The 22,572-nt window shown below is 47.3% G+C and carries 19 protein-coding genes; 15 read left to right on the top strand and 4 right to left on the bottom strand.

All coding sequences use genetic code 11. The annotated features are described in order from the left end of the window. Positions 1 to 37 precede the first annotated feature (37 nt). Positions 38 to 946, bottom strand: a complete 909-nt coding sequence (locus tag RCO25_RS24700; protein ID WP_308998770.1) for a DUF4358 domain-containing protein — start codon at positions 944 to 946, stop codon at positions 38 to 40. A gap of 105 nt (positions 947 to 1,051) precedes the next feature. Further along, entirely contained in the window at positions 1,052 to 1,936 is an 885-nt protein-coding gene (locus RCO25_RS24705) for a helix-turn-helix transcriptional regulator (protein WP_308998771.1), read from the bottom strand. 125 nt (positions 1,937 to 2,061) lie between these two features. Here RCO25_RS24705 and RCO25_RS24710 point away from each other — a divergent pair, with 125 nt between their 5' ends. The 4 genes from RCO25_RS24710 (at position 2,062) to RCO25_RS24725 (ending at position 7,375) form a co-directional block, all read left to right on the top strand. After that, entirely contained in the window at positions 2,062 to 2,949 is an 888-nt protein-coding gene (locus RCO25_RS24710) for a sugar phosphate isomerase/epimerase family protein (RefSeq protein WP_308998772.1), read from the top strand. Positions 2,950 to 2,980: 31 nt separating this feature from the next. Further along, on the top strand, positions 2,981 to 4,033 hold the full coding sequence (locus RCO25_RS24715; protein WP_308998773.1) for a Gfo/Idh/MocA family protein: 1,053 nt from the start codon (positions 2,981 to 2,983) through the stop codon (positions 4,031 to 4,033). Positions 4,034 to 4,365: 332 nt separating this feature from the next. Continuing rightward, complete coding sequence (locus RCO25_RS24720) at positions 4,366 to 6,081, top strand: cellulase family glycosylhydrolase (protein ID WP_308998774.1); 1,716 nt, start codon at positions 4,366 to 4,368, stop codon at positions 6,079 to 6,081. 118 nt (positions 6,082 to 6,199) lie between these two features. After that, on the top strand, positions 6,200 to 7,375 hold the full coding sequence (locus RCO25_RS24725; protein WP_308998775.1) for a styrene monooxygenase/indole monooxygenase family protein: 1,176 nt from the start codon (positions 6,200 to 6,202) through the stop codon (positions 7,373 to 7,375). 91 nt (positions 7,376 to 7,466) lie between these two features. Here the strand turns inward: RCO25_RS24725 and RCO25_RS24730 are convergent, their stop codons facing one another. Beyond that, the gene (locus RCO25_RS24730; protein ID WP_308998776.1) at positions 7,467 to 8,597 is read right to left on the bottom strand and encodes a Gfo/Idh/MocA family protein; all 1,131 of its coding nucleotides are present in this window, start codon (positions 8,595 to 8,597) and stop codon (positions 7,467 to 7,469) included. 162 nt (positions 8,598 to 8,759) lie between these two features. Here RCO25_RS24730 and RCO25_RS24735 point away from each other — a divergent pair, with 162 nt between their 5' ends. After that, entirely contained in the window at positions 8,760 to 9,086 is a 327-nt protein-coding gene (locus RCO25_RS24735; protein WP_308998777.1) for a winged helix-turn-helix transcriptional regulator, read from the top strand. Positions 9,087 to 9,089: 3 nt separating this feature from the next. Here the strand turns inward: RCO25_RS24735 and RCO25_RS24740 are convergent, their stop codons facing one another. Next, positions 9,090 to 10,064 carry an aldo/keto reductase gene (locus RCO25_RS24740; RefSeq protein ID WP_308998778.1) on the bottom strand — a complete coding sequence of 325 codons (975 nt, stop codon included), beginning with the start codon at positions 10,062 to 10,064 and terminating at the stop codon, positions 9,090 to 9,092. A gap of 220 nt (positions 10,065 to 10,284) precedes the next feature. Here RCO25_RS24740 and RCO25_RS24745 point away from each other — a divergent pair, with 220 nt between their 5' ends. The 10 genes from RCO25_RS24745 (at position 10,285) to RCO25_RS24790 (ending at position 22,541) form a co-directional block, all read left to right on the top strand. Further along, complete coding sequence (locus RCO25_RS24745) at positions 10,285 to 10,830, top strand: GrpB family protein (protein WP_308998779.1); 546 nt, start codon at positions 10,285 to 10,287, stop codon at positions 10,828 to 10,830. A 17-nt stretch (positions 10,831 to 10,847) separates the two neighbouring features. Then, positions 10,848 to 12,080, top strand: a complete 1,233-nt coding sequence (locus RCO25_RS24750; RefSeq protein WP_308998780.1) for an MFS transporter — start codon at positions 10,848 to 10,850, stop codon at positions 12,078 to 12,080. A 35-nt stretch (positions 12,081 to 12,115) separates the two neighbouring features. Then, positions 12,116 to 12,619, top strand: coding sequence for a GNAT family N-acetyltransferase (locus tag RCO25_RS24755; protein ID WP_308998781.1), 504 nt, complete (start codon positions 12,116 to 12,118; stop codon positions 12,617 to 12,619). 243 nt (positions 12,620 to 12,862) lie between these two features. After that, positions 12,863 to 14,398 (top strand): sugar ABC transporter ATP-binding protein, encoded by a 1,536-nt coding sequence (locus tag RCO25_RS24760; RefSeq protein ID WP_308998782.1) that lies wholly within the window; start codon positions 12,863 to 12,865, stop codon positions 14,396 to 14,398. Further along, a complete protein-coding gene (locus RCO25_RS24765; protein WP_308998783.1) occupies positions 14,370 to 15,380 on the top strand; it encodes an ABC transporter permease in 1,011 nt (336 codons plus the stop codon). The genes RCO25_RS24760 and RCO25_RS24765 overlap by 29 nt, the downstream gene beginning before the upstream one ends. Then, positions 15,377 to 16,405, top strand: coding sequence for a galactofuranose ABC transporter, permease protein YjfF (gene yjfF, locus RCO25_RS24770; RefSeq protein WP_308998784.1), 1,029 nt, complete (start codon positions 15,377 to 15,379; stop codon positions 16,403 to 16,405). The genes RCO25_RS24765 and yjfF overlap by 4 nt, the downstream gene beginning before the upstream one ends. Before the next feature lie 70 nt (positions 16,406 to 16,475). Next, the gene (locus RCO25_RS24775) at positions 16,476 to 17,528 is read left to right on the top strand and encodes an ABC transporter substrate-binding protein (RefSeq protein WP_308998785.1); all 1,053 of its coding nucleotides are present in this window, start codon (positions 16,476 to 16,478) and stop codon (positions 17,526 to 17,528) included. A 121-nt stretch (positions 17,529 to 17,649) separates the two neighbouring features. Next, positions 17,650 to 19,422 (top strand): cache domain-containing sensor histidine kinase, encoded by a 1,773-nt coding sequence (locus RCO25_RS24780; RefSeq protein ID WP_308998786.1) that lies wholly within the window; start codon positions 17,650 to 17,652, stop codon positions 19,420 to 19,422. 24 nt (positions 19,423 to 19,446) lie between these two features. Further along, positions 19,447 to 20,658, top strand: coding sequence for a response regulator transcription factor (locus RCO25_RS24785; RefSeq protein ID WP_308998787.1), 1,212 nt, complete (start codon positions 19,447 to 19,449; stop codon positions 20,656 to 20,658). Beyond that, on the top strand, positions 20,655 to 22,541 hold the full coding sequence (locus RCO25_RS24790) for a substrate-binding domain-containing protein (protein ID WP_308998788.1): 1,887 nt from the start codon (positions 20,655 to 20,657) through the stop codon (positions 22,539 to 22,541). Before RCO25_RS24785 ends, RCO25_RS24790 begins: the two co-directional genes overlap by 4 nt. Positions 22,542 to 22,572: the final 31 nt, after the last annotated feature.

Consider the following 22,572-nt stretch of genomic DNA (forward strand, 5'->3'; position numbering starts at 1 on the left):
CCCAAAGGCTGTAAGGAGTCTTTTTTGTAAGGACACTCTATTCTTTTTTAAAGAAGCTATTGAAGATTTCAGCCGTTTTTTTCTGATCAGGCGTAATCGAGAAGAGGACAAAGTTTCCGTTTCGGATAATTTGGTAATTTTGAGCCTGCTCGTATTGGTCCTGCAAATAGGATTCAAACGCTTTTTGCACCATTTCGGCGCGTTTCTCAAAGGCAGCTTTGACATCGTCAAAGTCTTTTTCCGATTTTAGCTGTACGACCGAAAATTCACCGGCTTGGATCATCATCATCGCTTGATAAAAGCTGCCGTCGACCAGCTGTTTTTCCGGATCGATACCGTAGGTATCCTTAATTTGCTCTCCTTCTACAGGACTTAGCGGTCCTAGACCGGCATCCGTTGTTAATTTGGCGGCGATATCGGCAACCGTCACTTCAGCAGACGGATTCTCGGGGTCCGGCTTACTCGTCGGCTTTGGCGTAGGCGACGGAGTAGCAATCGGGAGCGGTGAAGGCTTTGGCGTTGCTGTCGGCTTCACGCTTGGCTTCACAGAAGGAGCTGCTGTGGCAGGCTTCTTGGTCGGCTTTGCGGCAGGCGACGGCTTTGGCGCAGCTGCCGGTTTTTTAGTCGGCTTTGCAGTCGCTTCCGGTTTCTTGTTCGTTTCATCTGACGTATTATCAGTGGCAGCCGGCTTTTCCGAGGGGGCGGCTGCCGTCGGGAGTGGTGAGGCTGTTGGCTCTTCCGTCGGAGCCGGCGTAACGGCAGCTTCAGGTTCCTCGGTAGATGCTGCCTCATGCGGCTCGTCCGTTTCACCAGCTGCATTAGATATGTTCGCTGAGCTATCGCTATTTTTCGTTTGATGGCTTGCATTGCTGCAGCTAACCGTCATAACCGCAATGGCAACAGTCAATAATGCAATGGATAAATATTTAGTTTTAAGCGTGAACATTCCATTAGCCCCTTTAGACATCGTTGTTAAGTATAGACGCTAGAATGGGAGGAAAAGTTGCTATTTTCATTATTTAAGAAAGATTACTAGCATGGAGTCGGGCTGCTATTTTCGCGCCTGTGACGGCGTCATCCCTTTATATTGCTTATACAGCTTTGTAAAATAATTCGGATTCTCGCAGCCGACCATTGCCGCGATTTCGGTTATTGTATCGTTGCACTCGCGAAGCAGACGCTCTGCCTCATTCATCCGGCTGACATTTACATATTCGACGAAGGTACGTCCTGTCAGCTTCTTGAACAGCTTGCAAAAATGATAGGGATTGAGGCTAACCTGCTTCGCGGCCTGCTCAATCGATATTTTTTCGCAAAAATCAGACTCGATTCGCTGAATAAGCTGCTTAAAGCGGTCACGGTTAACAAAGTAGGGCTCCGCCGGTTTGCCCGCGAGCTGCTGCTCGAGGAAGGTGCGGGACAGCAGCGTAAACAAAGCATGCAGCTTTGACTTTACGACAAGCTGATACGCGGGAGGTTTTGCTGCAAGCTCAGCAATCGCTTCATCAAGCAATGCGAAATAGCGCTGGCAGGTTTCTTCCTGCTCCGCTGGCTTGACGGGAAAATGAAGACGGCCTTCCAAATAGGGAGCTACATATTGCGCATGCACAGGATCATGGACCCAATCATTGAAGAGGGAAGCGTTCAGGACGACGCAATCATAATAGATATGCCCGTAGCCAAGGGAGTAGCCGACATGCAGGCCTCCGCCGGGGATGATGATCACATCCCCCTCATTGGCAATATACGGCCGGCTGTCGATATGAAACAAGGCGCTGCCTAGCCGCATGAAGATGATTTCAAAGTGCTCATGCCAATGAAGATAAAGGATGCAGTCATTCGGCTTGACATCATCACAGTGATTTTGAAATAACTGAATAGGATAGGTTTTATGCTCCAGACGGGTGTTTTCCCGCAGTTCCTTCGGATAAGACATCTTCCGTTCACCACCACAAGATTAGACTAGTATTGCGCAAGATTGTATAGAGTAATCTGCAAAGCTCCTAGCTATAATGAAGTTGTTACGAATACTATAAGCCAATATTGGAGTGATATACAAGGATGGAAAACAAATTGCGAATTGGAACACTAGTAGGCGGAGGAAACGCGGACCATGTCATTCCACAAATTGTAAAGCATGGCTTCGAATCATTTAACTTAACTTTCTGGCAAACGACGGGCAAGACAGATTTGGTTGAAATGGCGAAGCGGGTGAGAGCGCTTGCGGATGAGCATGATTTTGTTGTTCCGGCTGTAAGCGTATTCGGTAATCCGTTGACGGGCGCGGGCGATAATGCCGATACGCTGGCAAGTTGGGAGCGTCTTATCGATCATGCCCATTTATTCGGAGCTGATATTGTATCCGGTTTCACGGGTCGCATTACGAACCAGCCGATCGATGAATCGATTCCGAAGTTTAAGGAAGTGTTCGGCGAGTTGACGCGCAGAGCAGCGGACAAAGGCGTGCGGATTGCTTTTGAAAATTGCGATATGGGCGGCACATGGCAAACAGGCGATTGGAACATTGCGCATAACCAGGCGGCCTGGGAGCTTATGTTTAACGCCGTGCCGGAAGACAATATTGGCTTGGAATGGGAGCCTTGCCATCAGATGGTGAGCTTAATTGACCCCATTCCGCAGCTTCGCAAATGGGTGAATAAAGTATTCCACGTGCATGGCAAGGATGCAACCATTGCATGGGACATTGTCAAAGAGCATGGCGTGCATGGTAAGCAGCAATTTGTATGGCACCGTACACCGGGCTTTGGCGATACGAACTGGACCGATGTGATTTCGATTTTGAGACAAAATGGCTATAAAGGCACAATCGATATTGAAGGCTGGCATGATCCCGTCTATAAGGGTGAGCTGGAAATGACCGGACAGGTACATGCATTAAACTATTTGAAGCACTGCCGCGGCGGCGATTTTGTTCCAAATCCGGTCTAATAAATCAAAGCGAATGCGAGGAGAGATGAAGATGACAATAAAGCATCGGGTAGTCGTCGCCGGCTGCGGCGGCATGGCAAATACATGGGTAGATTACGCGAAACAAAGAGCGGATATTGAAATCGTCGGCCTTGTTGATATCAAAGAGGAATTTGCACAGGCAATGGCTGACCGTCAAGGGCTTGCATGTCCGGTCTTTACGGATATTAAGCAAGCGATTGCGGAGACCGGTGCCACTGTGGTATTTGATGTTACGATTCCTGCAAGTCACTATTCGATTAGCAAAGCTGCTTTAGAGGCTGGATGCCATTTATTTGGGGAGAAGCCGCTCGCCGAAACGATGAATGATTGCAACGAAATCGTTCAGTTGTCAAATGTGCTGGAGAGGACGCATGCGGTTATGCAAAACCGCAGGTTCGATCCGCGGATTCGCGCCTTCCGCCAATTGCTCACGGAGGGTGTAATCGGCAAACCAGGATTTGTTGGCGCTGATTTCTTTCTAGGCGCCCATTTCGGCGGCTTCCGCGATGCGATGGACAGTCCGCTGCTGCTCGACATGTCGATTCATACGTTTGACCAAGCGAGATTTATTGTGGGAGCAAATCCGGTATCGGTTTACTGCCATGAGTATAATCCTCCCGGCTCATGGTACGAAGGTAACGCAATGGCGATCTGTATCTTTGAAATGTCTGACGGCTCCGTGTTTAATTACCGCGGATCATGGTGCGCGGAAGGCGTAACTACCTCATGGGAGGCATCATGGCGGGTAACAGGCGAACATGGTACTGCAATTTGGGACGGGCATGGAAATCCTTATGCGGAGATTGTAGCTGCCGGTGATCAGACCGGAAAGTTTATCAGAGACTATGAGAGAGTGGAAACGCAGCTCCCAAACATGGTGAACACCGGGCATAAAGGCTGTTTGGACGATATGTTTGCTTCGCTAGCGGAAGGCCGTAAGCCTGAAACCGACTGCAGCGACAATATTTATAGTATGGCAATGGTGCTGGCATCGGTGGAGAGCGCAAAAACCGGCCGTAAGGTTCAGATTGCCGACTTCATGGAGGCAGCGGCGGCGAGGTAACGGCAGCTGCAGAGAGAGTTGTTTTAAATAGGATTAGCAGAGGGTATCTCCAAAGCGGCAAAGCCGCGGGGGATACTTTTTTTTTTGGAGAGTTAAAAGTTTTTCAATACTAACTAAATGCGTTCTCTACTCTCAATAACTGCCATCATCCTGTAATTTCCATCTGATTTTTTCTCTGATTTTTAGGGTTTTTCCAAAAATTATGACATGGTACAATCATCCCTGTATCCTATTTATGATAACGCTTTCATGAAAGGAGTGGAGCTCCAACCTGTTCGACATGCACGGCATTTTGTTTCGGAACCAAAACCTGGAGGAGGTAATTTTATTATATGCATTCATCCAAAAAGCTCATTAGCATCATCATGTCGGTAACGCTTTTGTTAGCATTGATCCTTCCATCCGCGAGCGCTGCCTCGCAAGAACGGCCCGCGATCGCCATTCCGAAGAGCAAGATTCAATCTTACGTCGAAGCAATGCAGCCTGGCTGGAATCTCGGCAATACGTTTGACGCGACAGGAGTCGACGAGACGTCCTGGGGCAATCCGCGCGTGACGAAGCAGCTCATTAAGCATATCGCTTCACAAGGCTACAAGAGCATTCGCATTCCGATAACGTGGGATCACCGGATGGGCGAGGCTCCAGACTACACGATCGATCCGGCATTCCTGGACCGGGTTGAAGAGGTCGTTGACTGGTCTCTTGACGCCGGCTTGTACGTCATGATCAACCTGCACCACGACTCTTGGCTGTGGGTTAACCGTATGGGCAGCGAACATGATGTTGTTCTAGCCCGATATAACGCAGCATGGACGCAAATCGCCGAAAAGTTCAAAAACGAATCGAAGAAGCTTTCGTTCGAAAGCATCAACGAACCTCGCTTCTCTGACGGCTGGGGTGGAAACGGCGAAGCTAACTTCGCGATGCTGCATGAATTGAATGCATCCTTCCATGAGATTGTACGTGCTTCCGGCGGCAACAACTCCGAGCGCCCGCTCGTACTGCCGACGCTTGAGACGAACGCGAACCAGGATCGGCTCGACGCGCTGGTAGATACGTTTGCCGAGCTGAACGACCCGAACCTGATTGCCACCGTTCACTATTATGGATTTTGGCCATTCAGCGTCAATATCGCCGGCTTCACCCGCTTCAATGAAGAAACAAAGAATGACATCGTTCAAACATTCGACCGCGTCTATAATACATTAGTGGCTAAGGGCATCCCCGTTATTCTGGGTGAATACGGATTGCTCGGCTTCGACAAAAACACGGGTACGATCGAACAAGGCGAGAAGCTTAAATTTTTCGAGTACTTGCTTCATTACATCCAAGAAAGAGGCATTACTCATATGCTGTGGGATAATGGACAGCATCTCGACCGCAGCCAGCTGAAATGGAACGATCCGCAGCTGCACGGCATGCTTAAAACGAGTTGGAAGGGCCGCTCGGCAACCGCGGAAACCGATTTGATTTATTTGGCCAAAGGCGAGAAAACGCAGGATGCCGTCATTCGGCTCGAATTAAACGGTAATCGCCTGACGGCTCTTCGCCATAATGGCAAGACGCTGCGCATAGGCACGGACTATTCCATAGCTGGCGATATCCTGACAGTGAAGGCAAGCTTACTCTCCAAGCTGACAGCATCAGGCGCATACGGCGAAAACGCGGAGCTTACAGCGGACTTCAACAAGGGCGAGGACTGGACGTTTGATGTAATCGTCTATTCTACGCCAGTGCTGCAGAATGCAGCCGGAACGACAAACGACTTCTCGATCCCGACAGCGTTCAACGGCGACCGGCTTGCTACGATGGAAGCTGTTTACGCTGCAGGAGGCAACGCGGGTCCGCAGAACTGGACATCCTTCAAGGAATTTGCGTATGCTTTCTCGCCGTCGTACGATACGAATGAGATTAAGCTCACGCAAAACTTCTTCAACGAAGTGAATGACGGCGAAGTTGTGCTGATCTTCCACTTTTGGAGCGGAAAAATCGTCGAATATAAGATTACGAAGACAGGAACGACCATCGTCGGAGCCGTAGCCGAATAATGAATGGAAGCCAACCGATTGTCCGGTTGGCTTCTTCACAATTTAGGTAGAAATTCCCTTTTTGTCCATGAAGATTTTCTGTATCCTTATAGAAACCCTTCATGGAGGAGATGAATTTATGAACAAACGAATCGGAATTATCGGCAGCGGTACCGCGGGACTTCAGCTTGCCTATTCCTTGAAAAATGATTTTGACGTAACACTGCTTCATTATGAGGAAGCGGATGATATTCGCCGTGAAAAAATTAGATCAACCCAGGTTCATTTTCGTCCGACACGGGATCGGGAGCATCGTTTTCATATGCCGGAAACGGATGCGGCCCCTTCCATTAAAACGATCCACTTCAACATGGGCCAGCAAAAGTTGTTTGTGGGGAGACTGACGGGCGCGGCAACGTCCGTCGATCAGCGCATGGCTTATTCCAATGCGATGGACGATTTGGCGGAGCAAGGCGTGAGCTTGCGCAAAGCCCGCGTATCCCGGAATGAGATTAAGGATTTGGCTGAATCTTATGATCTATTAATCGATGCCACCGGGAAATCGGGTCCGCTGCTGCCCTTCCCAGTTGAAGCTGGGCTTACTCCATTCGATGCTCCGCAGCGCAAATGCATCGTTGGTTATTTTACAGGGGTAGCACCTGTTGAGCCAGTGGGGATCTCGATCACGGTACTTCCCGGAGTCGGTGAAATGTTTGAAATTCCCGCATTAACCGAACAGGGAGCGGTTACCATTTTATTCATAGAGGCGCTGCCTGAGGGCATGTTGGATGCTTTTAAAGGGGTGAGGAGCGCTCAAGAATTTGAGGAACGGATGAAGAGCATGCTGCAGGAAAACTTTCCAGCGATTTACGGTCGCGTTGATCCAGATCATTTCGCACTTGTAGATGAGGCGGCTTTTCTCCAGACAGCGATTACCCCGGTTATTCGCCGGCCCTATTTGATGCTGAACGGTACTTTGGTATTAGGATGTGGTGACAGTGTTTTCCTGGCAGATCCAATTACGGGTCAAGGCTGCAATACGGCCTCCTATTGTGCGGAGCAATTATATGAGTCTCTTATGGCACACAAGGAATCTCCTTGGGATGAAGAGGTAGGAATCGACTATTGGAAACGTACCCGCCCCTATTTGGCGGCCGTGACGGAATGGACGAATGCCATGACCGGGCCAATGCCTGAACACATCGTTCAAATGCTTATGCAGGCAGCAACGGACCAACAGATTGCCGATAAAGTAGCCCATTGGTTCGAAAAACCTTCGAAAGCTCATGAAGCATTCTTTCAACAAACGTATTAAAGCTATCCCATGTCGGATAAAGCATAGAAAAAGATCATCCGATAGGGTGATCTTTTTCTTATTTCCCTTGCTGAACTTGCGAGAGCCTCATCTATATTAATGGAGATTTGCGTTCAGGTATCATTTCTTTAACTACGGTATCTTCATAAGCATGTCTTACTCCATTCATAATATCTTCCACCTTAACCGGATGACCGATCAACGCCGATTCCAGCGCGGCATAAACAATGCTAAGAGCCTCAAGCCCTCGTTCGCCGCTGGAAATCGGGACTATCCGATCAGAGATTGCTTCCCACAATTCCACATAGGAGTGAGCAAACGGATGAGCTGCTACTTCAGGTGCGTATTGCATGATTAAGTCTCCAACGGGAATGGTCTGACCATTTGCCAGAGCAATATGTTTCCCGGGACGAAAACAGCCTTTGCTGCCATATATCCAAACGCCGCCCATCGTTTCTCCATGTGCAGCAGTACTGCACATCCAATGCCCCAAACCTCCGTTATCAAAACGGAAGACGGTGACGCTTGTGTCTTCTCCTGTCGGACGGATCGTCGTATTACCGTCGCTCAATTCTTTTTCAAATATTTCCGTATAGGCAAATACTTCACGGATAGGACCGTTCACTTCTGTAAACATATGCGTGCGGTGCACGCCGTGATCGTTGATCCAGCCTGCACCAGCCCTTCCTTTAAGATGCCGCCAAGCGGTCCCGGCAAAAAAAGTCCTGTGCAAGGTAACCGTTACATAATCCATCAGTAGATTCACGGAACCGATGATTCCATCCTTAATCGCTCTGGCCATCGCCACGTTCTCTGCGCCTAAAACGCTCGGTTCGGAGACGGTTAACACCCTGCCGTATTTTTTGGCATCTGCCAGAATTTTTCGTCCATAGTATGGTGAAATGGCCAGTGGCTTTTGCATTTGTACATGGATGCCGGCGGCAAAACAATCTTCCGCCACAATGTGATGCAAATCATGATCCAACAAAACAGAAACCGCATCTAAATTTTCTTCGTCTATCATTTTTTTGTAGTCCGTATATACCGTTGGACGTTTACCAAGCCGTTCTTCCGCAGTTGCAGCAAATGCATTTGCTCTATTCTCATTTAGATCGCAGACGGCCGATAATTCAAATGTTTCCCGGTTTGCTTTCTTTAACTCTTCCAGCCCTTCTAAATGAGCAGTCGATATGACTCCACAGCCAATAAATCCAATGTTCATCGTATATCTCCCCCGAATGAGTAGCCATTCAGCCTTTTCATTTTTAATTACTGTATATAATAATAGAAATACATTTTCTTAACCAAATGGGTATCGTATAATAAAGTTCGATATTAAAGCATGATAAAAAATCCGGCATTCCAAACCAAAGGAGAGATTCGATTGGAAGAGGCAGAGAATCAAGCAGTCCATAAGCGTTGTTCAATAGAGAAATCTCTTGATATTGTTGGCGGGAAATGGTCCTTTCTTGTCATTCGGGAAATGATGTTTCATGAGAAAAAAAGATTCGGCGAATTAAAGCAAGCCGTTTGCGGGGTTAGCTCCAAATCATTGACCGATACGCTCCGCCATCTTGAAAATAATGGAGTAATTACCCGGACGGCTTATCCAACTGTTCCTATGACGGTAGAGTATGCACTTACAGAGAAGGGACATGCTTTACACGCAATTATTCACGAAATGAAGAAATGGGGAAATGATTGGTCTTAGGTGTCATTCGTGAAGAAGGTATTTAATCATTGAGATTTCCTCATCGGTGAGCGGCTTGCCTGCGGCATAGGCATTTGATTCCGCCTGACGTGCATTTTTAAATCCGGGAATGACGCAAGCATTCGGAGATTGAGCCAGAGGATACTGAATCGCAACCCGAACCAAATCCTGTACGTCATAACCGAAACGCTCTTTAATCGGCTGCAATTTAGTGCGAATCTCGAGCAATCGTTCTCTTGTGTAGGATTCATTGTTTGCGCGAATATCTCCATCGCCGAACTGGGGAGGGTGATTCGGATCAAACTTATCCAGCAGCAGCCCTTGCGCTAGCGGCCCGAAAAGCACGATCCCGAGATTTTGTTCTTCCGCCCAGCGGAACAGGTTGGTTTCAGGCAGATCAAAGTGGTTCCCGAACGCATTATAATGAAATTGCAGCACGTCTGGACGTGTGATTGGACATACTCTCATGAAATCCGCGTAACTATAGGCAGATTGGCCAATTACGCGAACCTTTCCTTCTTTTTGTAACTGGCGCATCGTTTCAGCCGCTTCTTCAAGATATTGATCATTTGAACCAAAATTCGTGTTATGAAAATAATAAATATCTAAATAATCCGTACCCAAATTAGTAAGTGACTGTTCGATCTGGTGGCGGATATGAACGGGCTGCATCGCATTAGGAGCCGTACCCTTGAACCAACCTACTTTTGAAGCAACAATAACCGATTCACGTGGAATTTCCTGCAAAAATTGACCGATTACCCTTTCAGAATGGCCATCGCCGTATACATCGGCAGTATCAAAATGATTGATTCCTAGGGCATAGGACCTGCGTAATCCCGCAAGCGATTCCTTGTCATCATTACCCGACCAACCCACCGGGCTTCCATCTCGCCAAGAGGGTCCGCCAATTGCCCAGCAACCCAAACTAACCTCACTAACCCGTAGTCCAGAACGGCCTAATACACGATATTCCATCGAAAATACCACCCATCTAATAAATGAATTTGGTTTATCTCATTGGATATTTGTCCCAGTAAGCATTGGACATAAATTCGTCAATCCACAAATACAACATAGAACAAAAAAGAATAACTGAAAAGTAGGCACATTTTGTTTACCTGATTACCTAAAGGTTACTGTTGCGATCCTATGGATCTCAAATTTAATAATCCAGTTTAATAGAAGGAGATAACTAATGGAGGATCAGTGGAGGATATCGAAATACGATCCGGAATGGGAAAATCTATTTCATGATCTCGCTATAAAATTAAGAGAATCATTAGGAGATTTGGCAAGTCGTATAGATCATGTCGGCTCAACATCGGTAATTGGTTTGGATGCAAAGCCAATTATAGATATTCAAATATCCGTTTTAAATTACGATAACGTTTTAAACTACAAAACTAAGATTGAAGAAGCGGGTTTTGTGCTGCGCAACGAAAATCCGGATAAAACGAAGAGGTATTTTCGAGAATTGCCGGGAAACCGAAGAACCCATATTCACGTTAGGCAGGCTGGCAGTTTTTCAGAACAAATCACTTTGCTGTTTAGAGATTATTTAAGGGCACATCCTGCGGATTGTTTGAGGTACGCTCAGGAAAAACACCGGCTAATGGAGCTTTATAAAAATGAACGCCCAAAATATGTGGAAGGAAAAGGGCCGATCGTATGGAATATTATTCAGAAAGCCCATACTTGGTCGCAAGAAGTAGGTTGGCAGCCAGGTAAGTCAAATAGGTAAAGCAATGGAGGAGCAAGATGTTTGGTTTATCTAAGCTACCCAAAAACGCGCGCGGCTGTTTGCTGTACGAGCCTTTTTTTCTAATCCCATACAGCATGTTCAGCACGTATGCCACGATTTATATGTTTGAGATGGGGATGGATGAAACGGCGATCGGCTGGATTACGACGCTGACTCTGCTCGTGCAGGTATTCTCATCCTTCATCAGCGGCTATTTAACCGACAAGCTCGGCAGAAAATGGGCGCTGCTTTATTTTGACGTGTTAAGCTGGACGGTGGGTACCCTGTTGTGGGCGGTATCGCAAAATATTTGGTTTTTTATAGCGGCGGCAATCGTGAACGGCTTTCAGAGGGTTCCGCATACCGCGTTTTACTGCTTGCTTGTTGAGGACACCGCGCCAAAGGACAGGACGTACGTGTTCTCAGTTCTTCAGTTTGTTGGCATGCTTGGAGGCTTATTCGCACCGCTGGGAGGGCTGCTGGTCGCCCATTATGGCCTGATTCCCGGTACGCGGATCATGTATATCCTCGCTTGCATCTGTATGACCATCCAATTTATCGGCCGCCATTTTGCTACCCGGGAAACGGAAATTGGGCTTCGCAAAATGGAGGAAACCCGCAGCGTAGGCTTGATGGCTGGAGTGCGGGAATACAAAGGGGTTATCCGCGAGATGTTAGGGAATGGACCGCTGCTGCTGATTTTCGGGGTCTACATTCTGTTCCAGTTCCAGCTCACACTCAAGAGCACTTATTTATCGCTCTTTTTTGTCGATCATCTTCATTTGGACAGCGGTCTTGTGTCGATCTTTCCGGCTGTAACCTCTTTGTTCATGCTGCTCTCTATGTGGCTTCTGCTGCCCCGTCTGGGAGATGACAGGATCCATACGATTATGCTCTGGGGTTTCTTCATCTCGCTTTTGTCTAATCTGGTGCTGATCATCCACCTTCCCGGTATGATGTTTTGGCTGATCACCAGTACGATTCTTGCAGCGGTAGGTACGATGATGACCTATCCCTATTTAGAGGCGGCAGTAGCGAACGCGATCGACGACGAGAACCGCGCAAGCGTATTTGCCATGTTATCCGTACTGATTTTGCTTGTCATTTCTCCGTCTGGCATTATTGGGGGATGGGCATATAAATGGGATCCGGCGATGCCATTTCTGTTGATTGTCCTTTCGTTCGCTGCAAGCATAGCTCTGCTGTTCATGTATAAGAGGAGCGCTGGACGTGTGGAGGAGATCCGTTGATTTTGCGGATCAAGATGAGAGGGGGGATAACTAATTTGGAAATTCGACGTTTAGGAAATGAAGAAATTGCTGATCTGAATGCACTCATGGTTGACGTGATGTCTCGGCTCCCGTCTCAAGAACTTTTTGCGATGGATGATGAGGATTATTTTCACGACTATGTCCTCGAAAATGGCGAAATATATGGAGCATATCTTGCTGGGAAGCTTGTTGCTTATTCCGTTTTGACGTTTCCTAAACAGACCGAAAATAACCTCGGAAGGGAATTCGGTGTACCCGAAAAAGAATTATCTGACGTAGGATTTCTGGAGGCAACCGTTGTCCACGAATCAGCTCGCGGTCTGGGTTTACAACGGCATTTCCATCGGCTGCGTGAGAAACGTGCTAGGGAGAACGGCTGCCGTTACCTTTATTCAACGGTGCATCCTGACAATCATGCAAGCATAAGCAACTTAGAGTCTGAAGGGTTTAATCTTTCATTTACCCGTCTTATGTACAAAGGGAAACTCAGGCATTGTTATATAAAGCGTTTACTATAATATTGAAGATATAATTATAAGCCCCTCGTTAAAAATTACATAATGAATCAAGTTTGCAGCGGCAGTCCAAGGACTTTATTTACGAGTCCGAGACTTCCGCTGCTTTTTTGTGCTGCTCCTTTCCCCAAACCCGTTCATTCTTCTAAATGTCCGAAATGTTAAAAAAAAGACCTATATTTCTAAATACGTACAGGTGCCGTTTTTTCTACAATTGGAGGTGAAACTGGAAAGAGGTGAAGGTCAATGGGCACAGATTACGTGCTGCATATGAGAGGAATAAGTAAATCGTTTCCTGGCGTTAAGGCGCTGTCGAATGTTGATTTTGGACTGAGGAAGGGTGAGATTCATGCCCTGATGGGAGAAAACGGTGCCGGGAAATCAACATTAATTAAAGTCGCGACCGGCGTACACAAGTGGGATTCAGGAGAGGTAAAACTGGCTGGCAGGCCAATCTCGCCCAAGTCTCCGCTTGAAGCACAGCAGCTTGGGATCAGTACGGTGTATCAAGAGGTTAATTTATGCGCCAATCTAAGCGTTGCGGAAAATATTTATATCGGACGTCACCCGCGAAAACGGGGATTAATCGATTGGGACAAAATGTACCAAGAGAGCGAGCGGCTGCTGGAGCGGCTTGACCTTGCCATTGATGTGAAGCAGCCCTTATCGCATTACTCGGTTGCCATTCAGCAAATGGTAGCCATTGCAAGAGCGGTTGATATTTCAAACGGCATTCTTATTTTGGATGAGCCGACCTCAAGCCTTGATGCAAATGAAGTGAAGCAGTTGTTCAAGGTCATGCGCAAACTGAAGCAAGAGGGGATGGGTATCGTATTTGTAACCCATTTTCTCGATCAGGTATATGAGGTGACTGACAGAATAACCGTGCTTCGGAACGGTACGCTCGTTGGAGAGTACGTGACGAAGGATTTATCCAAAACAGAGCTGGTGTCGCATATGATTGGACGCGAATGGTGCACCGAGGAAGCCGCTGGAAAACGAGCAGTGGAACGCATAGCCGGCGAAAACTTCCTAAAGGCCAGCTCGCTTGGCAAACGCGGCAGCATCAATCCGATTGATCTTCAAATCGGCAAAGGCGAGGTGCTGGGGCTTGCAGGGCTTCTTGGCTCGGGCAGAACCGAAATCGCAAAGCTGATTTTTGGCATCGACAAAGCGGATGAAGGCACACTGACCATTGACGGTGAGCATATTTCGTCGATGTTCCCTCAGAAGGCAATTCAGAAAGGGCTCGGCTTCACGCCGGAGGACCGCAAGGTTGCCGGGATCGTAGGAGAGCTGACCATCCGTGAGAATATCGTATTAGCGCTGCAAGCGCGCAAGGGACTGTTCTCGTTCATTCCGCTGCGCAAGCAAAAGGAAATCGCGAATAAGTATATCGAGCTGCTCAAGATAAAGACCCCAAGCGCAGAGCAGAAGATTGAAAATCTGAGCGGCGGCAATCAGCAAAAGGTGATTTTGGCGAGATGGCTTGCGACACAGCCAAAGCTGCTCATTCTGGACGAGCCGACGCGCGGCATTGATGTTGGCTCGAAGATGGAAATACGCAAGCTTATTCTCGAGTTAGCGGCTACCGGCATTTCCATTCTTATTATTTCCGCAGAACTCGAGGAAATCGTGCAATGCTGCAATCGAATCGTCGTACTGCGGGACCGTATTAAGATCGGCGAGGTTACGGGTGCGAATATGCGCGAGAATGTCATCATGGAAATGATTGCGAAAGGAGCGGAAATGTATGGCGGGTCTGACGGGATTGGCGCTTAATTTAGGCAAGCAGAAAATCATTTGGCCGATCCTTGCGATCGTTGTTTTATTTTTGTTTAACTTGATAGTCATTCCTGATTTTTTCAGGATGGAATGGAAGGACGGCCATTTATTCGGTAATCTCATCGATATTTTGAAGAACGGTTCACCGCTCATCATCATCGCGATTGGGATGACCTTAGTTATTGCGAAAGAGGGCATCGATATATCGGTCGGTTCGGTGCTAGCCATTTCGGGGGCTATCGCGGTATTTATGCTCGATGGGTATCCGCTCTGGCTTGTTGTTCTGGTTGGTATCGGCGCTGGTTTAATATGCGGTTTATGGAACGGCATGCTGGTGGCTATTCTTGGTATTCAGCCAATGGTTGCTACCTTGATCCTATTGACGATAGGACGCGGGATCGCTCAGCTTATTACGGGAGGGCAGGTACTTACGACGAGCGACAAAGCCTTCCAGTTCATCGGGAAAGGGCATTTGCTTGGTCTTCCGTTCCCGCTATTTCTGGCAATGGGCGTGTTCTTAATTGTGTATCTCTTCAAAACGCGTACCGCATTCGGATTATTTCTCGAGGCGGCAGGCGGCAACAAAACAGCAAGCAGCTATGCGGGTATTCGTCCGAAGGTAATCTTTATGACGGCGTATACCATTACCGGAGTTTGCGCCGGGATCGCGGGCATTATCATTAGCGCTAACGTAGCGAGTGCTGATGCGAACAATGCGGGATTATGGATAGAACTTGATGCCATTTTGGCAGTCGTAATCGGCGGGACGTCGATGCGCGGCGGACGCTTTTATCTAGGCGGAACAATCGTCGGCGCCTTGTTTATCCAAAGTTTGACAACTACGATTTATTCCTTGGGCGTTGAGCCTTCCAGTATTTTACTCGTGAAGGCCGTTGTTGTCATTATCGTATGTTTGATTCAATCCGACATGTTCAGACAATCATTTAAATTGGCGAAAAAGAAGGTGGCAGCACAATGAAACAGGTATCTCTAAAAATCAGTCACAACAACATTATCGTTTTGGCGACGCTGCTGCTCTTATTCATTTTGTACGGATCAGGGGCTGCCCTTTACACTGGTTTTTTCTCGATGCAGGTGTTCTTAAATCTTTTTATTGATAATGCCTATCTGATCATCGTCGCAACGGGAATGGCTTTTGTCATTATAAAAGGTGGCATCGATTTATCCGTAGCATCGGTTGTGGCGCTCATCAGCATGGTTTCCGCCGGGTTGTTCGAGCAGGGAGCGAACGCGTTGGTCGTAACGATCGTTGCGTTGTTAATCGGCACGCTGTTTGGCGCAGGCCAAGGCTATTTGATCCAGCGGTTTCAGCTTCACCCCTGGATCGTAACGCTTGCGGGCATGTTTCTTGCCAGGGGGATCAGCTTTCTGATCAGCACGGAGAGTATCGTCATCAGCAATCCGACCTACGTTAAGCTGTCCCAGTACAAGATTCATTTGTGGGGCGATAACTTTATTACGATTAGTGTCCTCGTTGCTGCAGCTGTGGTCATAGCCGCTATATTGATCGGCCGTTATTCCTCCTTCGGAAGAGCGGTCTACGCCATTGGCGGCAGTGAAAAATCATCGGTATTAATGGGATTGCCCGTTGCGAAAACTACGATTCTCGTTTATACCTTAAGCGGCTTGTTCTCGGCGATCGGCGGCGTTGTGTTCACGCTCTATATGCTGTCCGGTTATTCGCTTCATCTGATGGGAATGGAAATGGATGCGATTGCGGCATGCGTGATCGGCGGAATTTTATTAACAGGCGGCTTCGGTTATATGGTTGGGCCGACACTAGGGGTGCTGTGCACGGGCATCATTCAAACAATTATTATGTTTCAAGGAACGTTAAGCTCCTGGTGGACGAAGATTACTATTGGATTTTTATTATTTCTTTTCATGGCATTTCAACGAATTATTGTGATGAGAAAAGAAAAAAGTGCATTGCCATCTTCCAAAAATAAACCGAAATTTGAAAATAAAGTCGTTAATTTGTAAATACAGACCGATTGTAAAATTTGTATATTAAATGTGTAGCCATTACAAGTTCGAAAGGGAGGAAGTAAGGATGAACAGAAAGAAACCGTTTTTCATGACCATGCTTGCTACAATTATGCTGGTAGGTTTAATCGCTGGCTGTGGCAACAACAGCAACAATGGGGGTAACAAACCGGCAAGCGGAAATGCGACAAACGAGCCGAAAACAGAAAATGCGGCTACGGAGGCACCACCTGCAGCTGATAAGAAGCTTGTTGTCGGCTTTGCCCAAATCGGAGCTGAAAGCGGCTGGCGCGATGCGGAAACGGATTCGGTTAAAGCAACATTTGGCGAGGATCCTGGCTTTGAACTAAAGTTTTCTGATGCGCAGCAAAAACAAGAAAACCAAATTAAAGCCATTCGTACCTTCATCGCTCAGAAAGTAGACGCAATCGGGCTTGCGCCTGTTGTAGAATCAGGCTGGGAAACGGTTTTGAAGGAAGCGAAGGATGCCAACATCCCGGTATTCTTGCTGGACCGCGGCATTACGAAAGGTAACGAAGATCTGTATGTATCCTTCATCGGCTCTGACTTTATCCTAGAAGGTCAAAATGCTGCAAAATGGATGATCGAGGAATTCGGCACAGGCGCACAAGTGAACATCGTTCAGCTTGAAGGTACTGTTGGAGCAAGCGCAGCGAATGACCGTAAAAAAGGCTTTGAGGATGCAATCGCTGGCGAAGCCGGTTACAAAATCGTTTATTCCCAAACAGGTGAATTTACCCGTGCCAAAGGCAAAGAGGTTATGGAAGCTTATCTGAAAAAGGATAAAAACATCCAAGTCGTATACGCTCACAATGACGATATGGCACTAGGCGCTATTCAAGCGATTGAAGAAGCAGGCTTGAAACCAGGCACTGATATTAAAATCATCGGCGTAGACGGAATCAAAGCCGCTTTCGAAGCAATTGCAGAAGGAAAAATGAATGTTACTGTTGAATGTAATCCATTGCTCGGACCACAATTGAAGCAAGCGATCCTTGATTACAAAGCGGGCGCCACACTTGAAAAATGGATCAAATCCGATGAGGATGTATATTTTGGCCAAAAAGCAATTGATGCTTTGCCTAATCGCAAATATTAATTTATAAGTTAATGGAAAAGTAAGGTAAAAAACGAAACTACTTAAGAGAAATTTCTCTTTTGTAGTTTCGTTTTTTGGATTAATATATAATATAGAACATTATTTTATAAGGACGGATTAGATGTCTATGCTAAGCGGTTTATTTGCGAATAGAAGTATCCGTTTCAAGCTTTTGTTTTATTTCGTCATCATTACTTTATTTTCAATTTTGGCGCTCAGCTTTTTGGGCAGCACGCTGTATAAGAATGCCATCGAAGAGGAAACGAATGCACACACGGTGCAGATGATGAATCAGGTTAAAAATCATATCGAAGTATACATACAAGAAATGGACAACATTATTTATTACCTGTCGCAGGATACGTCGGTCATTCAGTTTATGAGGTGGTCCAATACGGATTCCGTTCATCTCAATAGCTTGGAAGCCAAGGTGCGGAAGATTCAGGGGGTATATATTGAGAAGCATGTTGAAATCGCGGGAGCGATGATTGTAAGCGGTAACAACCAATTCGCCAGCAGCGGATTGGAGCAAATAACTAGAGATCCCATGACGGAGGAGCAGTGGTATAAGAAAGCGGTAATTCAACCGGACCATATTCATCTGTACAGCCACCCGATCGGCAGAAATATTAGAGCAGCGCAAAATTTAAGCGCCGATCAGGTATTATCGTTCGTTAGAGCCGTGAAGGATCCGGTGACCGGCAAAGTGCTTGGGGTTATTTTGATCGATATGAAGTTAGACATCATTCAGGATATCGTCGAATCCGCTTCGCTTGGCAAGAGCGGCTTTATCTTTATTATGGATGAAAATGGCGGGGTCGTTTATTCGCCTGTTAACAAGGTCGTATACCGCATATCAGGAAAATGGTTGGAAGGACGCTCGGGCAAAGTTTTCCGCTATATCGATAATCTGGAATACCAGATGGTCTATAATACTTTTCCTGAATTTGATTGGCGCATTGTCGGTGTATTCCCGCTGAAGGAATCACTGCAGGTCGTTGCCGATATTCAATTTTATACGGTTATTATTGCGCTTGTTACCTTGCTTCTTGCCTTTTTGGCTTCCTTATACTTTACGAATTCAATCGTTCGCCCCCTTGGCAAGCTGCGCAGTTTAATGAAAAAAGTGGAAGAGGGCGAGCTGCATCTGCGTTTTCCGAGCAAGACCAAAGATGAAATCGGGCAGCTGGGCAACAGCTTTAATAATATGGTGCAGGAAATCGACAATTTGATTCATCTGGTTTATTTGGAGCAAAAGGAAAAACGCGAGGCGGAGCTGAAAATTTTACAAGCGCAAATTAAGCCTCATTTCCTCTACAATACGCTGGATACGATACAGTGGATGGCACAGGACCGTGATGCGGACGATATCGTTGATATTGTCGTTGCACTCACTCATTTGTTTCGAATCAGTCTCAGCAAGGGCCGGGAGGTCATTCCGCTCAGCGATGAGATGCAGCATGTCGAGAGCTATCTGATCATTCAAATGGCCAGATATGAGGATAAACTGTCTTATCATATCGATATTCCGAAGGAGCTGGAGTCGCAAAACGTACTTAAAATTATTTTGCAGCCGCTTGTCGAGAATGCGATTTATCATGGCATCAAGGCGAAGCTTGGTGTAGGAAAAATTCAGATTTCAGGCTACAAGGAAGACAATAAGCTTGTGCTCGTTGTCGCGGATGACGGGATCGGCTTCGAGTCCGAAAGGTTGACCCAGATGAATGAATCATTCCATGCCATCAGGCAGAGCAGCGAGGATCGCGGCTATGGCTTATATAACGTAAACGAGAGAATTAAGCTATCGCATGGGTCTGGTTACGGCCTTACGATCGAGAGCGAACGGGGACTGGGATCAAAAATCATTGTTAGACTTCCATTAATGCTTGGATAACTTTGAATGGCGGGTGGTAATAACATGTGGAAGCTGCTTATAGCAGATGATGAGCCAAAGATACGAAGAGGGCTCGCAAAGGTACTGCCTTGGGATGAACTTGGTATCGAGCTTGTTGGCGAAGCCGAGAACGGTTTAGAAGCGCTTGAGCTCGCAGCAGAACGAAAGCCGGATATTCTGTTCGTCGATATTTGCATGCCATTCGTCGACGGACTAGAGTTCATCGAGAGACTGCGGCAAACGTTGGAACGTTGCATCGTCATTGTCATCTCGGGACATGATGAATTCCGGTATGCGCAGCAGGCGGTAAAGCTTCATGTCTTTGAGTATATGCTTAAGCCTGTCGTGAAGGCCAAGCTGGAAAGCGTCGTTCGGAAAGCGATCGGCGAGCTCGAGCAAGAACGGGATAAGGAGCGGAAAATGGTATGGATGGACCAGCAGCTCAAAACAAATTCCATCGCCATTCGAGATACGTTTTTACTAAAATGGCTGGATGGCATCGTAGCTCCGGAGGAAATTCATAATCAAACAACATTTTTAAAGCTAGGCTGGACAGGGGCTGTCGGAATGATTGCGTTTAAGGTCATTCAGAACGTGGAATCCGGCAAATCTATGCGTGTATGGGACCGGGATTTGCTAGAGTTTGCGTTAAAAAATATAACGGAGGACCTGCTCGCAGCCGAAGGGGCAAGGAGTCACGTGGTTCTCAATGATAAGAAAGGCCATATTATCGTGCTGGGCCGTATTGATAACTATTCAGAATGGCTGCTGCTCGGTACGAAGATTCAAGACAAGATGGAGTCGCTGCTGGAGAAGACCATTATCGTTGAGCAGCAGGCAGTAGAATCAGTCGAGGAGCTACCTAGTTTGCACCGAACCTTGATGAGGGAGCTCAGCAATAAAGGAAGCCTGTCGCCAATCGTTATTTTGACCAAAAAATTTATTGACCGGAACTATGGCATGCCAACGCTAACGCTCGGGGATGTTGCAGAGGGCGTGCAGGTTAGCCCTACTTATCTAAGCAAGCAGCTTAAGCGTGAGCTTGGCCTATCATTTATTGATTATTTGACGGAGGTGCGAATTCGCAAAGCGATACAGCTTATGAGCGATCCGTTGTATAAGGTTTACGAAATTGCGGAGAAGGTTGGGTACAGCAGCCAGCATTATTTTAGCAGCGCCTTTAAGAAGGTGACCGGAACCTCTCCAATGGTTTACAAGAAGGGAATACGGTCATGATCGGAAGGAATGCTTTAAGGATTGTTATCCTATTTGCTCAGTTTATTGCCGCGGTTTTTCTCCTGCGCTCCTGTATTCTGAATCCGGAGGGGTCTGGCAAGGATAGCGACATCGGTTACAAGTATTTGATCGGTGTTTCGCAGCCCAATTTGAGTGAGCCCTGGCGCGTTGCGATGAATGAAGAGATTGAGCAGGAAGTCGGGAAGCACGGAGATATGCGGGTCATCTTTACCGATGCAGCGCAAAGCAGCGATCAGCAAGCGCAAGATGTAAAGAAGCTGGTGGGCTACGGCATAGATCTGCTTATTATTTCGCTTGATGATCCGGTCGCGCTAACGCAAACGGTAAGCTCCGTTTACAAGGATATTCCTGTAATTGTGCTCGGACGGGGTGTCGCGGGTTATGATTATACGCTTTACGTCGGCACGGATGATGAAATGATCGGCAGAAAAGCAGGCGAATTTGCAAGAGAGACGTTAGGGGCATCCGGCGGAAAAATAGTTGAAATGCAAGGCTTAGCAGGCTCGCCTACCGTTGAGGAACGAAGCAAGGGTTTCCGTGAAGCGATCGAGGATTCTAAGCTGAGCATTGTTAAGACGATGAATGGGGATTGGCAGCGTGACTTATCTGAGGATTTGTTAGTCGGCTGGTTAAAGGACAATCAAGACGTAGATCTAATATTTGCCCAAAACGAGGCTATGGCGCTGGGCGCCTACCGAGCGCTGCAGAAGCTTGGCTTGAATCATGTCAATATTATCGGCATCGATGGGGTCAACTCCGAGAATGGCAGCCTGCAGCTCGTATCTAAGAACAAGCTGACCGGCACTTTTACGAGTCCGCCAGGCGGCAAGGAAGCGATACAGTATGCGATTGATATTTTGAATAAGGAAAAGGGCATTCCGAAGAAGGTTATTTTGCGAAGCCAGAAAATAACAGAAAAATGGGCGGTAAGCAGCGAGCCGCGCATTTCGCCTTTGCCTAATCCTACGCCGGATCAAACGGAAACTCCGCTAGTTTTAGGGTTTGCGCAGGTAGGGATGGAGAGCGGATGGCGGATCGCGCATACGAAGTCGGTTATTGATGCCGCGAAGGAGGCTGGCGTCGAGCTGCTCTATGAGAATGCTGAACAATCGCAGGATAAACAAATTGAACTTATTCGTCAGTTTATTAAGCAGAAGGTTGATGTTATTGCGTTCTCTCCTAAGACGGAGTCCGGCTGGGATGAGGTGCTGAGCGAGGCAAAGGACGCGGGGATTCCGGTAATTTTGTCGGACCGTGAGGTAAACGTCAGCGATGATACGCTGTGGACCGCATATATCGGATCGGATTTTCACGAAGAGGGACGACGCGCGGCAAGATGGCTTATTCAACAGGCAGAAGAAGGAGAAAGCTATCCAATCGTAGAGCTTCAAGGCACGCAGCATTCTGCTCCAGCTGTCGGGCGCAAGCAAGGGTTTAGGGAGGTTATCCAGACTGATAAAAACTTTACAATGCTGGAGTCGCTGCAGGGGGATTTCACGAAGAAACAGGGCAAGGTGCTGATGGCAGACGCATTAAAGCGGCAGGGCTCTAAAATCAAAGTCGTGTATTCCCATAATGACGATATGGCGCTGGGGGCCATTGAGGCCATAGAAGATTTTGGCCTGCGGCCAGGAAAGGATATTATAATCATTTCCGTTGATGCGACCAAATCAGCGCTTAAAGCGCTCAGCATTGGCAAGCTGAGCTTTGCAGTAGAGTGCAATGCGCTGCTTGGGCCTCAACTGATGAAAGCCGTGAAGGATTTGTCGGAGGGCAAGGAGCTACCCATGAAGATTATTACGGCTGAAGGCGTGTTCACGCAAGAATCCGCCAAAACAGCGCTCGCAGGCAGAGAATATTAATGGAGAGGACTTTGGCAAAGCCCCTCGCATA

Origin of the sequence: Paenibacillus sp. LHD-38 (assembly GCF_031157315.1) — a bacterium.
GTDB lineage: Bacteria > Bacillota > Bacilli > Paenibacillales > Paenibacillaceae > Pristimantibacillus.